The following is a 15,499-nucleotide window of genomic DNA, read 5'->3' on the forward strand; positions in this document are numbered from 1 at the left end:
ACATGAGCAGGCCGTGATAGCACGGGTCGGCCGGGTCGGTTTCCCACTGGTTGCGCGCGACGAACGCGTTCTGCTTGCGATAGATGGTTTCGGGCGGCTCGATGCCGAAGAACGTTTCACGTGAAACATTGTCCATGCAACCGCCACCATCGACCGCACCATCCGCGGCCCCGATGGCGTCACGGTCGACGCCATCGCCCACGCCACACTCCGATAACGCATCTTCCTCGGCCGAATCATCGCCGTCGAGTTTCACGTGAAACACTCGACGACCGTATCCGCCGAGCCTCACGGTCGCGCGCCAGCGGCGCACGCCGCCAACGGTCGCATCGCCGCACACGATGTCACCGTTACGTCCGGCGGCACCGGCACCGCCAGCCACGTCATCAGCAACGGACTTCCCGAGACCGGTCGCCTCGCCGCACATGCCTTCCGCATCGCGACCGTCATCGGCACGGCCGATTCCGCACGGCACGATCTCCGTCACGTCACCCGCATAGTCCTCCCCCGATTCGGCGACGAGCGTCGGCCGGGTCGCGCTGCGGATCGTGATCTCCGCGTCCTGACCGACCGGCACGACCATGCCCGGACGCGACTCGAGCATGAACCCGCCGACCGCGGCCAGCCAGTCCCACGCCTCGTCGTACGAATCGCGCATCGCGATCGCCAGCGTGAACCGCTTACGTTCGCCGGCTGCCAACGTAAGCGGTCCACATGCGCGCGGAAACGCAGCAGACGGGCGATCGACGAGATTGAGCTCGACCGCGCCCTCGAACGTGGATCCCGGCCCGCCGCCCCGCTGCCAGCGCGGGTCGTGGTCGACGGTGAAGCTGTGCGCGGAGGTGCGGCCGGTGAGCGCGACCAGCAGCAGCGGCATCGCGCCGCTCGACTTCTGCCAGTAGGCCCAACTGTGACGGCCGATCAGGCACATGTGCCGCAGCACGCACTGCTCGTATTTGAACGCATCATCGCCGCGGAAGAACTGGTTCATGAGCAGCGGCACGCCGAGCCGGCCGATCGTGACCGGCCGGTCGGACGCGTTCTCCAGTTCAATCGTCCACTCGACGTCGTCGTCGCGCTTGCGGAAGCGTTCGGCGATGGCCAGTCCGGCCGTCTCGTCACCGCTCTCGATGCGCACGTCGATCGTGGACGCGTCCGGGTAATCGACCGTGCGCAGTCCGTCCAGCGCGGCGGTATGGATCGTGCGCGCGGACCGTCCGGCCGTGTCGGACGGATTGCGGGCCGAGCCATCGACGGCGGACGCGTCGGCGTTCACGTCGCCGGCACCGAGCTCTCCCGCCCCATCGCCGGCGGTCTCGGCGACGTCGATCGTCAGGCTGCCCAGCCAACGCGCATCCGGACCGTCGAAACCGGGAAATTCGTCCGGCGTGACGAGGAACTCGGTGCCGTCCGCGTCGTCCACGCCGCGCAGCGACGTCCACGCCGCGCGCTCCGCGTCGAAGGTCGCGTCCAGTCCGCCGATGCGCCAGATGATACGTCCGCCGCCCATGTCAGTCAGTCCTTTCCTTTGCAACAGTCGTCAATCAGTCGTCGCAATCAGTCATTGCAGTCAATCGTTCGCACGTTTGCGACCAGCTGTCCGGAACCGGTCGTCCGCGCCGCCACACACCCCCGCGCATCATCCGCAAGCCATGCAGGCCGCACGCATATCACGCGTGCGCACGTTGTCCGTTTCCGGAATCCGTGCGCACGTTGTCGGAATCATCGGCGTGTTCAACCCGTCGGCATCGCACCGAAACCACACGGGTATGGCCACCCCTCAGTCGGATCAGCCGAGCTTCTCGGTGTAGGTGTCGTACCACTTCTGCCAGATGGCGATGTTGTCCTTGACGCCGGTGTTCTCGAGGCTCTTGACGTACTCGTCCCAGTCCTTGTCGATGCCGCCCTTCTGGATCCAGCCGGCCACCTTCGGCATCACGTAGGTCATGATGACCGTGTTGTTGTTGGCGAGCGTGTTCAGGTCGGAGGAACCGGGTACCACGTAGATCGGCATGTAGTCCTTGCTCTCGGAGATCTTCTCGTAGGTCGGGCGGTACACCTCGTCGGCGGCGCGGAACTCCTGCGAGTTGATGGTGGAGCCGTCGGCGCCCTCGGGCTTGACGTCGGGGCGGATCCAGCCGGCCATGTTGCCGGAGAGCACTTCGAGCTTCGGGTCGGTCTGGCCGCTGATCACGTACTTGTGGTCGCCCTCGTCCTTGACGAACTTCGGGATGGAGCCCCAGTACTGCTCGACGGACACCTTCTCGCTGTACAGCGTGTCGATGAGCTTCCAGATGGCGTCCTTGTTGGCGGCCTCCTTGGAGACGGACACCTTGCCGGTGTGGTACTGGTTGAAGTCCTGCGAGTAGTCCCACTTGGCGTCGCTGCTCGCGGTCTCCTTGAGCGGCGGGACGGACACGTACTGGTCCTGCCACTTGGTGCCGACCACGGCGACCGGGTTCCACGCGAGCACCGCGCCGGCGGTGGGCACGTCGTCCTGCTGCATTTCGGCCCAGTACTTGCTGTAGTCCTTGGTGACGTAGTCGGCCGGCACGAGTCCCTTCTCGACGAGGGAATGCACCCACGTGATGACGCGCTTGAAGTTATCGGTGGTCAGGTAGGTCTTCACCTTGCCGTTCTCGACGTAGTAGCCGTTCTGGCCGGCCTGCGACTGCAGCTGCGTGACGATGCCGGTGGAGTTGAGGAAGGCGACCGCGTCGTTCATGCCGAAGCCGGACGAGCCGAGCTTCTGCATGTTGAACGGGATTTCGTCGGCCTTGCCGTTGCCGTTCGGATCCTTGGTCTTGAACTGCTCGAGCACGTTCTCGAATTCGTCCCACGTGGTCGGCACCTTGAGGCCGAGCTTGTCGAGCCACGTCTTGTTGATGATCAGGTGGGTGCCGGAGCCCTTGAAGTCCTCGCCCCAGCTGTCGGGCAGCGTGTAGATGTGGCCGTCGAGGTCGGTGACCATCTTCTCGGAGGTCGGCTCGGACTTGAACAGCGCCTCAACGTTCGGCATCTTGTCGAGATGCGGCTTGAGGTCCTCGAACAGGTCGGCCTGCGCGACGTCGCTGGTGGAGAAGCCGCTGATCGTCACGTCCGCCACGTCGCCGGAGGCGAGCGACGGGCCCTTCTGCGAATCCCACGCGCTCGTCGCGATGTCGCTCCACTTGATCGTGCAGTCGCAGCCGGCCTCGACGTCCTTGACCCAGCCCATGTCGGCCATCTTCGGCTGGACGTTGGTGTCGTGGATGACCGCGACGTTGATGATCGGCTTGCCGTTCGCGTCGGTCTGTCCGCTCGCGTTGCCGCCGCCGCAGCCGGCCAGCAGCATGGTCATGGCCGATGCGATCGCGACCGCGGCCATCATCGGCCGGCGCGACGTGCCGTTGTACTTGCTCATGTCAGTCTCCTTCGATCTCGCCGGCGGCCGCCCGTCGGCGCATGTTGTGCGATTCCGCGCGTACTCGTGCGTCGTCTGTGCGTGGCACCGTACGCTCCGTCGATCGTTGCCGATCGCCGTTCACCATCATTGTGAAATCGCTTTCACACTTGTTATGATAACAGTGGCATGGTTAATGCGCAACTCACGGAAAAACTTTCACACCAGTTTTCACAGCTGACGACATATCGGCCCTCCAACACGGCACTCAGCGCAGCAAAACCGACAGACCTTCGGAGAATCACCCCGTAGAGAAGCCCCTCAGCGGGGAAATTCTCCGAAGAACCAACACATTTACCTCGCCAAGCGCCCCCAGCGTGGCAAAACCTCCCGTCCTTCGGAGAATCACCCCGCAGAACAACCCCTCAGCAAAGCAAAACACCGAAGGTACACCAAACTCACCACGCTCAGCACCCTCAACGAGGCAAAACCGACAGACCATCGGAAAACCACCCCGCAGAGAAGCCCCTCAGCGGGGAAATTCTCCGAAGAACCATTCGACATACCACGCATAGCGGCCTCCATGTACCGAAATCAGCGCCGAAGCCCATATCCCCGTACAACCCCGCGCAGCATTCGCACCCCGCACAGCACATACGACGAAGGCCCCTCCCGAACCAACGGGAGGGGCCTTCGCACAGGAGAAAGGAGAAAGAAAGAAGGTGCGTTATCGGATCAGCGGGCGATCACCTGCCTTCCGCGGCGAGCGCCTTGGCGTGGCGCTCGGCCAGCTCGGCCTTGATCTGCGGCTCCATCTTCTCGTACTTGCGGTAGAAGCACATGATCACGCCGACGATGATGTAGACGATGACCTGCAGCCAGATGAAGCAGAAGCTGATCGCGTCCTGAGCGGACTGGGACTGGACGTCCTTGGTCGCGTCGTAGCCGGCCGCACCCATGATCTCGAGCGGCAGGAACGCGCCGAAGCCGGAGCCGACCTGGATGCAGAACGCGGAGCCGACGGCGGTCAGGAAGCCGGCCGCGTGCACGCCGGTCTTCCACTCGCCGTAGTCGACGGTGTCGGCGAGCATGCCGAACGGCATGCCGATGGCGATGGCCGCGCCGAAGACGCCGATGGTCCAGAAGATGACGAGCAGCGGGACGTTGGTGCCGGCGAGCGGCATGAGAGCCTGACCGACGCCGCCGATGACGAGGCCGATGATCATAGTCAGGGTCTTGTTCTTGGTCTTGTTGGCGATGATCGGCATGGCGATGGTGCCGAGCAGGCCGAGGACCTGCACGCCGTTGAACAGCGAGGTCAGGTTGCGGTTGTCGAGCACGTACTGCGCGTAGTAGGTGGACACGCCGTTACGGGTGGACTGGGCGACCCAGTAGATCACGAACGCGACGACGAGGATGATCCACGGCCAGTTGCCCTTGGCGGCCTTGAAGGAGTCCTTCAGCGGGATCGGCTTGTTGAGTTCGGGGTGGTAGTTGCGCTCGTTGAGGTTCTTGAAGGAGAACAGGAGCAGCGCGATGGCGATGACGCCCCAGATAGCGGTGACGATCATGAAGCCGGCCTTGTCGCCGCCGCCGACCATGGCACCGAAGACGCCGACCAGCGGGATGGTGAAGGACGAGGTGATGAAGGAGCCGATCTGGCCGCCGGCCATGCGGAAGGAGTTGGCGTTGTTGCGCTCGGTCGGGTCGGAGGTGAGGTTCGGCAGGATGGCGGTGATCGGGGTCTGGATGCCAGTGTAGACGGCGCCGGCGGCCAGGATGTAGGTGATCAGCGCGTACGCGAACTTCGGGGCGCCTTCAGGCAGGCTCGGCGCGGTGAACGCGATCCACACGGTGACCGCGAACGGCACGCACAGCCACAGGAACCACGGGCGGGACTGGCCCCACTTGGTGTTGGTGTGGTCGACGATGGAGCCCCACACGATGGCGGAGATCGCGTCGGCGAAGCGGGCGACAAGCAGAATGGTCGCCGCGCCCAGCGCGCCGGCCGCCGGGATGTGGAAGACGTTGGTGTAGAAGTACATGATGTACGACGAGATCGTCACGTACAGCAGGTTGCCCGCCATATCGGTGAAGGAGTAGGCGATCTTCTCCTTCGTGGAAAGCTTCACTGCGGAAGCGTCCTGAGTTGCAGCACTCATTGTTGTTCCTTCTTCGTTGATTGGTGAAAGACTGTCAGCCCCTCAGCCGAGGGGCCAAGGCAGAAAGATCAGAAGTCCGAGTCGAACCAGACCTGCATCTGGCCGATCTCGCGGTTGGCCCACGCGTAGTACGGGATGAGCTTGAGGTCGTAGGACTTCTCCCCGACCGGATGCTCCTCGACGTCCGCATACAGCGGGAAGTCCTCGCCGTCGTGCGTGCGCTTGGTGGCCGGGATCGTGATGACCTCCACGCCGTCGAGCTCGCCGAAGTGGTATTCGGCCTTGGCGCGGTCGGCGTCGTGGCTGGCGATGTGGTAGTTCCACAGCGGGGCCGTGTTGTCGGTCTCCTCGGCGCAGAACACGATCGGTCCGCGCATCACGGCGATCTTGCCGATGTCGTGGCGCACGAGCGTCTTCGAGCGCATGAACTTGACGGCCATGTCGAGATCGAGCGTGATCGTCGTCGTGCCCGGGGTCACCTCGACGGTCACGAAACCGTCGGTGACGGGCAGACGGCGCGCGTCCTCGCCATTCACGGTCATCTCGTGCTTGGAAGCGGACCAGCTCGGGATGCGCACGAGGAACTTCACCGGGTCGACGCCTTCCGGCACGGTCACGGTGAACTCGATGTGGCCGTCCCACGGGAAGTTCGACTTCTGCGAGACCTTCACGCCGTCGAAGAACTCGGCGTCGTTCGCGATGAACTGGTGGGCGACGATCTCGCGGCGGTCCTCGTGCACGGTGTACAGGTAGCGGTCCACGGACGCGATGAGTCGCGCGATGTTGGCCGGGCAGCAGGCGCAGCCGAACCATTCGGCGCGGTGCATGAGCACGTGGTAGCGGTCGGGGTTGTGCTCGGTGGCCTCCGGGTCGGCCTCGAGCGCGTTCACGTAGTAGAAGTGCTTGCCGTCGAGCGCGATGCCGGCGATGGAGCCGTTGAACAGCTCCTTCTCGAGCACGTCGGCGTATTCGCCCTTGGTCTCGAGCTCGAGCATCTGGCGGGCGAGGAAGCTCATGGCGACGGACGCGCAGGTCTCGCCGTACATGGTGTCGCTCGGCAGGTCGTAGTCGTAGGTGAACGCCTCGCCGACGTGCGTCGAGCCGACGCCGCCGGTGATGTACATGCGCTTGGTGACGATGTTGTGCCACAGGCGCTTGGCAGTCTCCTCGAGCTCCTTGTCGCAGGTCAGTCGCGCGACGTGGGCGACGCCGGTGAGCATGTAGCCGACGCGCACGGCGTGGCCTTCGGCGGTGAGCTGCTGGCGGATCGGACGCGCGGTCTGCGTGTACTCGTGCGTCCAGCCGCGCATCTGCGGGAAGATGTCGGTCGAACCGTCGCCGATCTTCGCGTTCTGCTTGTCGTAGAAGCTCGGATCCTTGCCGCGCACGTCGATGAAGAACTTGGCGAGGTCGAGGTACTGCTGCTTGTGCGTGACCTCGTACAGGCGGGAGAGCGCGAGCTCGATCTCCGGGTGGCCGTCAGCGCCGGGGATCTTGCCGTCCTCCTCGCCGAAGTTGGCGGCGAGGCAGCCGGCCATCTTCTCGGCGACTTCGAGCGCCTGCTGGTTGCCGGTGACCTCAAAGTACGCGACGGCGGCCTCGATGTAGTGGCCCATCACGTACATTTCGTGGGACTGCTGGATCTGCGTGAAGCGCTCGCGGTTGGCGAACGCGCCCGACTTGATGATGTACGGGGTGTCGAGGTAGCCGTCCTCGCGCTGGGCGCGGGCGATGAGGTCGACGAGCTTGTCGCAAAGTTCCTTGAGCTGCTCGTCCGGCTCGTAGGCGAGCGCGTATGCGGCCTCTTCGAGCCACTTGTACACGTCGGAATCCTGGAAGACGAAGCCCTTGAACTCGCCTTCCTCGTCGCCGGCGGCGATGCGCAGGTTGCGCACGGCACGGCTGTAGTGGTAGTCGATGTCCTGCTTCGCGCCGGACGGGTCGCGCGGGATGTCGATCTTCTGCTCGTCGTTGATGACGGCCCACTGGTACGGGATCACCTCTTTGGCAACGTTTTCACGGTAACGCTTCCAGAACGGCGAAGTAACCGTGACATGCTGGCTCATGGCTCTTCCTTTCCACACTGATTGGCTGCTGACTTCGTGTTCTCTTGTACGGAGCGGCGGGACCTGCTGCAATGCGATCGCGTCCCGCGCGGCTCCTTGATCGATTGCACAGCAATACTAAAAAACCACGGCTTGACCCGATTCAAGGTCTTGCGAATGCGAAAATTTTCGCATACACTGTCGCCTCATGGACACCGTGTCAACGCAGCAATCGCAACCGACACGCCGAGCCGCGCGCATGGCGCCGGCCTCGTCGCGAACCGCGGCCAAACCGACGCTCGCCGACGTGGCACGCATTGCCAACGTATCCATCGCCACCGCGTCAAAAGCGCTCAATCGCACCGACCGCATCTCCGCGGCCACGCAGCGCGCAGTCATCGACGCGGCCGAACGTCTCGGCTATCGTACCCCGACCGAACGCGGCCGGCAGCAGCGCCAACGCTCCGGGCTCGTCGGCCTCATCACGTCCGACTACAACGGCCGTTTCTCGCTGCCGCTGCTCACGGGCGCGGAAAGCACGCTGGGCGCGTCGAACCACGCCGCGCTGCTCATGAGCTCGCACGGACGGCCCGCGCTCGAGAAAAGCCACATCGACCGGCTCGCCGCGCACGGCGTGGACGGGCTGATCGTCGTCGGCAACACGACCAACTCGCGCCCGCCGCTCGACCCGCAGACGACGATGGGGCTGCCGGTCATCTACACGTACGATCCGTCGCGCGACCCGGACGACTGCAGCATCGTGTGCGACAACGTCGGCGCGGGCGCGCAGGCGATCGAATACCTGCTCAGCCTCGGCCGGCGCTACATCGCGATCATCGCCGGACCGGAGGATTTCCAAGCCGCGAAGGACCGTGCACGCGGCGCTTGGCAGACGTTTTCGATCTACGATTTCAGCCCGGTCGACGTGCTGTTCGACGCATGGAGCGAGGAGTGGGGCGAGCGCGCGGCGCGCGTGCTGCTCGACCGGCACCCGCATCTGGACGCGATCTACGCGCTCAGCGACGAGATCGCGCGCGGGGCCGTGCGCGGACTGCTCGCCGCCGGCAAACGCGTGCCGCAGGACGTCGCCGTCATCGGGCACGACAACTGGTACGTGTTCGCCGCGAACGCGCACCCGACGCTCACCACGTTCGATAACAACATCGCTATGATCGGCAAGACGGCCGCGCAGTTCCTGCTCGACGCGCTGGCCGGCCGCCCGCACCACGGCGTCACCACGATCGAATGTCCGATGATCGTGCGCGAGTCCACCGAAGCGTCCCGCCGCACCCCGCTCGAAAGCTCCGGTCGCATCTTCGCGCGCCAGAGCAGCTGACGCAACAAGGGCAATGCCTCAATGCCTCCGACCGCCGCCACCAACCTACCGGCCGCGGCCATCCGCCCAACAAACATAACTTCATAAAAATTTTATGAAGTTATGCTATAATCTTCATAATTATTTTATGAAGTTGCGTCAGGAGGTCGGACAGCATGCCCGAGTATCATCACCCCGACTACCAGTCGCTCGTTCGGGAAATGCGCGAATACCATTTCCCCATCCCCATCCGCCGCACACCGATCATCACCGAACTGCCGTCGCCGGCCATGTTCAACCTCGTCCACATCCTCACCGGCATGCGACGCTGCGGCAAGACATTCCACCTGTTCCAGCTCATCAACGATCTACTGGATTCCGGCGTGCCACGCGACCGCATCTTCTACTTCAACTTCGCCGACGAGCGGCTGCAACCAATGCCGACCGACGCGCTCGACCAAATCGTCACCGAATTCTGGCGGCAATGCCCCGAATCACGTCAAGCCGGAACCTATCTGTTTCTCGACGAAGTACAGGAAGCCAAGCATTGGCAGGGATTCTGCCAACGACTTGCCGAACACGAAACCGTAACCCTCGTCATCACCGGCTCATCGTCCAAACTATCCAGCGAAGAGATATCAACCAACTTCCGAGGCCGTTCGTATTCGCATGAAGTACTTCCGTTGTCCTTCCGCGAATACTGCGACTTCCATCGCATCGATGCGCCGGATGAGGGCGCCGATTCATTCTCGCCGCAAACCGTCACCGCAATGGAGTCCGCATTCGACCGCTATCTCATCGACGGCGGCTTTCCCGGCGTGCAATCACTACCGGCGGCCGGTCGCATCGACATGCTGCAAAGCTATATGCGGGACGTCGTCGCACGCGACATCGCGGAGCGATTGGGCCGAGGCGACATCGTACTGGCGAACCAGATCGCCCTGTTTGCGCTGCGCAACACTGGATGCGAGATGTCCGTCAGCAAACTCACCGCGCAACTCGAACAGGTCGGCTACAAACTGTACTGGAACAAGGCGCGGCGCATCCTCGATCTGCTTGAACAGGCGTTCCTGTGCTACGAAGTCAACGAATACACCACATCGCTCAAGCCGGACAGCACCACGGTACCGAAGATCTATGCGGAAGACCCCGGTTTGGTATATGCGGTGTCGCGAGCCAACCAGCAGGATATCGGCAAACGGCTGGAAACGGCCGTATACCTCGAATTGCGCCGGCGTCAGGCCGGCCGGCGCACCGATTTCATCACATCGTTGACATTGCCCACCGCCAAACAGGAAAAAGTCGATTTCCTCGTCGGCGACGCGCTCGGCGCGGAACCCTACAGCGCCATGCAGGTCACCGTGAACATGGACAGTCCCAAGACCCGCGCGCGTGAAATCACCGCGCTCGGGCAGGCCATGAAACGCATGCCGGGCATCGAAAGCACCATCATCACCCTGCGCGAAAGCGGCACGGCCGATGCCGGGAACGGCATCATCCGCATCCTTCCCGCATGGCAGTGGGCGTTGCGCCGGTGATGCGCCGCAGGAAGCCGGCCACTCCTCGTGGCGGAAAACGCTCGCTGAGACACCTCTCAACGAGCGTTTTCCGCCACGCAGGCGTCGTCCAGCGACCGCTCACCGCCGCTTTTTGCGGCCCTTGAAGTTGATGTCGAACACGATCCACACGGACAGCACGAACGCGACCACGTAGCCCATGAACCCGACCACCGGGATGCCGAAGATGATCGGCTTCATGCCGGCGAAGTACACGATCGACGAGCCGACGAACAGACCGACCACGATCAGCGCCATCGTGAGCCTGTTCACCATGTCGCTCAGCTTGTTCATCGGCTCCTCCGCGCCGATCAGCTCCACGTTCACGCGCAGCTGGCCGCGCGTGAGCATGCGCGCCGCCGTCTTCGACTCGGTGAGCGCGTTGAGCAGGCCGTGCAGCGCCTGATGCCCCTCGATGCCGAGCGTTTCGATTTCGTCGCGCGCGGCCTGCTTGGGCGACTTGCTCGTCGCGATGTGCTTCGAGATGATCTCGATCATGTTCACGTCGGGGATGAACTCGTCGAGCAGGCCCTCGAGCGTGACGAGCGCGCGGCCGACCGTCGTGACCGTGCTCGGCACCTCGATCCCGTGCCGTTGCGCGAGCTGCGTGAGCGCGGTGATGAACGCGGCGATGTCGAGATCGGACAGGTCGACGTTGCCGTATTCGGCGACGATCGTGTCCAGATCGGCGAGCAGCGCCGGATAATCGGCCGGGTCCGCGTCCGCGCCGGCGAAGCGCAGCAGGCCGTCCGCCAGCGATGGGGAGTCCTGCTTGGCGACGGCGAAGATCATCTGCTTCATGACCGACCGCGTGGTCGAGTTGAGCCGACCGGTCATGCCGAGGTCGAGCAGCACGATCTGCCCGCCGGAGACCATGATGTTGCCGGGGTGCGGGTCGGCGTGGAAAAAGCCGACATCGAGCACCTGCGTCGCGTAATTGTCGACGAGCTTGGTGCCGATCTCCTTGAGATCGTATCCGGCCGCGATCAGACGGTCCGGATGCGAGACGGAAATGCCCTCGACGTAGTCCATGACGACCACATGCTCGGTGCACAGGTCCATGTACGGCTTGGGGCAGTCCATGTACTTGTACGGCGCGCAGAACCGCTTGAATTCGGCCAGATTGCGCGCTTCGACGAGAAAGTCCGTCTCCGACTCGAACGTGTCCCACAGTTCCTCGACCACGCCGCCGAGATCGACGACCTGCGCGGTCGACACGACCTTCGTCGCGACCTTGGCGATCGAGCGCATGATCGACACGTCCTGCGCCATCGTCTCGCGCACGCCCGGTCGCTGCACCTTGACCGCGACATCCTCGCCGGTGACGAGCGTGGCGCGGTGCACCTGCGCAAGCGACGCGGAACCGAGCGGCGTCGCGTCGATGTGTTCGAAAATCTCCTCGACCGGACGGCCGTACTCGTGCGACAGCGTTTCCAGCACGGTCTCGTACGGCATCGGGTCGGCGTCGGCGCGCAGCTTCGCCAGCTCGTCGCAAAACGACTGCGGGAGCATTTCGGAGCGCATCGACAGAATCTGCCCGACCTTCACAAAAGTCGGGCCGAGCGCCTCCAGCATGAGGCGCATTTTGACCGGCGTGAGTCCGTGCGCCACGTCGAATTGGCGCGCGATGCCGGCGATTTGGGCGAGACGCTTGGTCTTGCCCCACCGAGTCAGGTGATAGCGCTCGGCGAATACATCACGACGGGGGCCGAACAGGTCGAGGGTTTCCAAACGCTCCCCCGACCATTCGGCTCCCGTGTCCGTGGTGGTGTTGGCCAATGATGCGGCCTTACTCGGCCTTGGCCTCGCCGTCGGCGGAGCCGGCCGCGGCGGCGTCCTTCTTCTCGGACTCCTCCTTGACTTCGGCTGCCTTGCGCTTGAGCTCGGTGTTGAGCGCCTTGCCCTGCTCGACGGTCAGTTCGCCCTTCTTGACGAGATCGTCAACGATCTCCTGGCTCTTCTCCACCGTGGTGGCAAGGGCGCCGACGCCCGCCAGAAACACCTTGCGCAGGCCGTCGCCCAGATCGAATCCAGCCATGATACGCCTCCCTGTGACGTGGGGTATGGTCGCTATCCAGCCTACTCCCCCGCCGGTAGAAACCGGTGGCAAATCAGCGGCCAAGACACTTTATACTTTCAAAGACCTCGGCCCCCTCGGCTGAGGGGGGGCTGTCACGCGAAGCGTGACTGGGGGAGCGTCACACCCGCAGCATTTACAACCGGCGTCCGCCGTGGAATCACTCCCCCGCGCGCTGGCGCACGTAGCCGTCGAGCGTCTCGGCGGTCACGCCCGCATACGAGCTGATCGACGCGAACTGCGGGCCGTTCGACGTGTCCGTGTTGATGTAGCCGGTCTGCGCGATCAGCGTCGCGCCCGACGCGGCGGCCGACTTGAGGCCGCTCATCGAATCCTCGAGCGCCACGCAGTACTTCATGTCTTCCGGCGCAATGCCCAGCAGCTTGGCCGCGGCCAGATACGGTTCCGGCGACGGCTTCTTCTCCACGTCGTCGTCGCCGCAGATGAAGCCCGAGAACGCGCCCTTCGGCGCCTGGTCGACCAGTCCCTGCGCCAGGTGACGCGGCGACGTGGTGACCAGCACGGACGGGATGCCGGCCGCGACGAGCGATTCGAGCACGTCAGTCACGCCGTCGATCCACGGCATGTGCGCGGCTTCGGCCTTGGCGACATAGTCGATCATGCCCTTGCCGATCTCCTCGACCGACAGCTGGCAGCCGTGTTCGACCATGCGCTGCGCAACCTGCGGCACCGGCGTGCCGGAGCCGGCCCATGCGAGGTCCAGATCCCAGTAACCGCCGTGCGCCTTGGCGATTTCCAGTTCGCCCTGATGCCAGTACGGCTCGGAGTCGATCAGCGTACCGTCCATATCCCAGAACACAGCCTTGAGCAGCATTGTCACGCGCCTTTCCCGTCAGTTCATGACCGGCCGACAACCGGTTCGATATCCGCCTCTATCTCACCAAACCTTGCGGACGAGCGCGCCGCGTCCGGTGTCGTTCCCGTACGCGTTCGTATCAATATCGGCATCGCCTCGCGCGCGGCCATAAACGGCAGTTCAACAGCAGTTCGACGATCGAGAGGCGGATTATGCGTTCCGCTGTGATCGGTTCGACGATCGAGAGGCCATCGCCCAACGACGGTTGAACAAAAATACCCCCGAAATAGCCATTTCGGGGGTAAACAAGCTTGCATAGACCGGGACAACGGTCGCGGCCGCCGGAGAGGTAGCCTCTCGATCGTCAAACCGACTCCGACAGACGAGCGATTCAGCCTCTCAATCGTCGATCAGCACGATTTCTGACGGAACCAGCTCTGCGCTGTCGGCCGGGCCGGCCGTGATCTGCAACGGCTTGCCGCTGCCGCGACGCCAGATACGGTAGAAGCGCGACTTCGCCTGACGCACTTCGACGACCTCGCCGTCCATGCCGGCCTCGAACACGCTGTCGCCTTCGAGACGACGACGCAGATGCTTGTTCTGCCGGCGCAACTGGCGGTTCTCCTCCTGCAACGAGAGGATGCGCGTGATGCCGGCCAGATTGATGCCTTCCTCCTGGCTCAGCCGCTGCGCCTGCGCAAGCCGATCGATGTCGCGCAGCGTGTACCGGCGGGCGCCGCCCTCCGTGCGTTTGGGCACGACCAGACCAAGCCGATCGTACTGCCGCAATGTTTGCGGGTGGACCCCCGCGAGTTCGGCCGCCTGACCGACGGCGAACACGGGCAACTCCACATTCAATCCCAGCGAATCCACGGCATCGAGATCGGCCCGGTTGGAGACGAGCGCCGCCGCGCATGCGGCATACGCGCGCTTGACTTCCTGCGCGATTCTTGCCATAGCACTCATCTCCTTGCTGTCTCTTGGCTTTCAGCCTCATCATGTCGATCGAGGCGAAACTGAGCGGAGCGATCCCGAGCTGGCCACAGCCGTTACAGGATCGCCCCGCTCAATCACATGACACATCGCATTACCGCTGAGCGGCAAGCTCCGCGGCACAGTGTCGTTACCGTTGCTGCGCAAGCTCCGCAACGAAGTCACCCGATGCCTTGTCGAATTCCTTCGCGGCGTGCTTCAGGCCCAGACCGGGCTTGGACGGCACGTGAATCTGCACGCGGCCGATCAGATCGCCGAACGCGTTGCCGTTCTTCACGCCCTTGCCGGCAACGTGCACTTCCGTGCCGCTCGACGAGCCGGCCGGTACCTTGAACGTGACCGGTTCGCCGTCGATGTCCTTCATCTCGACCTTCGCGCCGGCCACGGCCTCACCGACCGTCACCGGCAGGTCCACGACCAGATCATGGCCGCTCATCGTGAACTTCGGGTCCTGTGCGACGTTCACATGCAGGTACAGGTCGCCCGGCTTGCCGCCGTTGCGGCCCGGCTTGCCCTTGCCGGCCAGACGGATCTTCTGGCCGTCCTTCACGCCGGCCGGAATATGCGTCTTGAACTTCTTGCCGTCGGCGCTCAACGACACAGTGGCGCCCTTGACGGCCTGACGGAACGTCAGACGGATCTTCGACGTGCGGTCCTCGCCGTTTTCCGGTTCGGGAGCCGCCTGATAGTCGGCGTACGGGTTGCCCTGCGCGTAGCCGCGGCCCGCGCCGGCGCCCGCCGCGCCGCCGAACATGGAGAAGATGTCGTTGAGGTTGGTCGGACCGCCGCCGTTCGTGCTGAAGCGGATGTTGCCACTGCCGCCGTTGCCGAACATCGAGCCGAACACGTCGGAGAAGCCGGACGCGTCGAATCCGCCGTTGCCGGCGCCGCCGGCGAAGCGCGCGCCGCCCATGCCGAACTGGCGGATCGCGTCGTACTTTTGACGGGTTTCCTTGTTGTTGAGTACGTCGTATGCCTCGGAGATGTCCTTGAACTTCTCCTCGGCCTCCTTGGTCTTGTTCAGATCAGGGTGATACTTGCGGGCCAGCTTGCGGTAGGCCTTGGTGATGTCGGCGTCGCTGGCGTCCTTGGAGACACCAAGGACTTTGTAGAAGTCTTTGCTCAGCCATTCATTCTCAGCCATTCATGTCT

The 15,499-nt window shown here is 63.8% G+C and carries 11 protein-coding genes; 2 read left to right on the top strand and 9 right to left on the bottom strand.

All coding sequences use genetic code 11. The features are described 5' to 3' along the window. The 4 genes from KIH79_RS03695 to KIH79_RS03710 form a co-directional block, all read right to left on the bottom strand. A partial coding sequence (locus KIH79_RS03695; protein WP_219058177.1) for a DUF5695 domain-containing protein occupies positions 1 to 1,510 on the bottom strand: 1,510 nt, incomplete at its 3' end. 279 nt (positions 1,511 to 1,789) lie between these two features. Continuing rightward, positions 1,790 to 3,403 carry a type 2 periplasmic-binding domain-containing protein gene (locus tag KIH79_RS03700; protein WP_219058178.1) on the bottom strand — a complete coding sequence of 538 codons (1,614 nt, stop codon included), beginning with the start codon at positions 3,401 to 3,403 and terminating at the stop codon, positions 1,790 to 1,792. 725 nt (positions 3,404 to 4,128) lie between these two features. Further along, the gene (locus tag KIH79_RS03705) at positions 4,129 to 5,544 is read right to left on the bottom strand and encodes an MFS transporter (RefSeq protein ID WP_219058179.1); all 1,416 of its coding nucleotides are present in this window, start codon (positions 5,542 to 5,544) and stop codon (positions 4,129 to 4,131) included. 68 nt (positions 5,545 to 5,612) lie between these two features. Continuing rightward, a complete protein-coding gene (locus KIH79_RS03710; protein WP_219058180.1) occupies positions 5,613 to 7,610 on the bottom strand; it encodes a glycoside hydrolase family 127 protein in 1,998 nt (665 codons plus the stop codon). Positions 7,611 to 7,806: 196 nt separating this feature from the next. Here KIH79_RS03710 and KIH79_RS03715 point away from each other — a divergent pair, with 196 nt between their 5' ends. Continuing rightward, positions 7,807 to 8,925, top strand: a complete 1,119-nt coding sequence (locus KIH79_RS03715) for a LacI family DNA-binding transcriptional regulator (RefSeq protein WP_338023116.1) — start codon at positions 7,807 to 7,809, stop codon at positions 8,923 to 8,925. Between the two features lie 155 nt (positions 8,926 to 9,080). Continuing rightward, positions 9,081 to 10,442, top strand: coding sequence for an ATP-binding protein (locus tag KIH79_RS03720; RefSeq protein ID WP_219058181.1), 1,362 nt, complete (start codon positions 9,081 to 9,083; stop codon positions 10,440 to 10,442). 99 nt (positions 10,443 to 10,541) lie between these two features. Here the strand turns inward: KIH79_RS03720 and KIH79_RS03725 are convergent, their stop codons facing one another. The 5 genes from KIH79_RS03725 to KIH79_RS03745 all read right to left on the bottom strand — a co-directional run bounded on the left by KIH79_RS03725 (position 10,542) and on the right by KIH79_RS03745 (position 15,491). Next, positions 10,542 to 12,239: an ABC1 kinase family protein gene (locus tag KIH79_RS03725; protein ID WP_219058182.1), complete on the bottom strand. Its 1,698-nt coding sequence runs from the start codon at positions 12,237 to 12,239 to the stop codon at positions 10,542 to 10,544. A 10-nt stretch (positions 12,240 to 12,249) separates the two neighbouring features. Beyond that, positions 12,250 to 12,498, bottom strand: a complete 249-nt coding sequence (locus tag KIH79_RS03730; RefSeq protein WP_219058183.1) for a phasin family protein — start codon at positions 12,496 to 12,498, stop codon at positions 12,250 to 12,252. A 199-nt stretch (positions 12,499 to 12,697) separates the two neighbouring features. After that, a complete protein-coding gene (locus KIH79_RS03735; protein WP_219058184.1) occupies positions 12,698 to 13,372 on the bottom strand; it encodes an HAD family hydrolase in 675 nt (224 codons plus the stop codon). Positions 13,373 to 13,753: 381 nt separating this feature from the next. Beyond that, on the bottom strand, positions 13,754 to 14,311 hold the full coding sequence (locus KIH79_RS03740) for a heat shock protein transcriptional repressor HspR (protein WP_219058185.1): 558 nt from the start codon (positions 14,309 to 14,311) through the stop codon (positions 13,754 to 13,756). A 166-nt stretch (positions 14,312 to 14,477) separates the two neighbouring features. After that, on the bottom strand, positions 14,478 to 15,491 hold the full coding sequence (locus tag KIH79_RS03745; protein ID WP_219058186.1) for a DnaJ C-terminal domain-containing protein: 1,014 nt from the start codon (positions 15,489 to 15,491) through the stop codon (positions 14,478 to 14,480). Positions 15,492 to 15,499: the final 8 nt, after the last annotated feature.

The organism is Bifidobacterium miconis, assembly GCF_019331735.1.
Taxonomy (GTDB): Bacteria; Actinomycetota; Actinomycetes; order Actinomycetales; family Bifidobacteriaceae; genus Bifidobacterium; species Bifidobacterium miconis.

Coding starts and splice junctions, on each gene's coding strand:
- KIH79_RS03700 (WP_219058178.1), bottom strand. CDS start 3,403: ATGAGCAAGTACAACGGCACGTCGCGCCGGCCGATGATGGCCGCGGTC.
- KIH79_RS03705 (WP_219058179.1), bottom strand. CDS start 5,544: ATGAGTGCTGCAACTCAGGACGCTTCCGCAGTGAAGCTTTCCACGAAG.
- KIH79_RS03710 (WP_219058180.1), bottom strand. CDS start 7,610: ATGAGCCAGCATGTCACGGTTACTTCGCCGTTCTGGAAGCGTTACCGT.
- KIH79_RS03720 (WP_219058181.1), top strand. CDS start 9,081: ATGCCCGAGTATCATCACCCCGACTACCAGTCGCTCGTTCGGGAAATG.
- KIH79_RS03730 (WP_219058183.1), bottom strand. CDS start 12,498: ATGGCTGGATTCGATCTGGGCGACGGCCTGCGCAAGGTGTTTCTGGCG.
- KIH79_RS03735 (WP_219058184.1), bottom strand. CDS start 13,372: ATGCTGCTCAAGGCTGTGTTCTGGGATATGGACGGTACGCTGATCGAC.
- KIH79_RS03740 (WP_219058185.1), bottom strand. CDS start 14,311: ATGGCAAGAATCGCGCAGGAAGTCAAGCGCGCGTATGCCGCATGCGCG.
- KIH79_RS03745 (WP_219058186.1), bottom strand. CDS start 15,491: ATGGCTGAGAATGAATGGCTGAGCAAAGACTTCTACAAAGTCCTTGGT.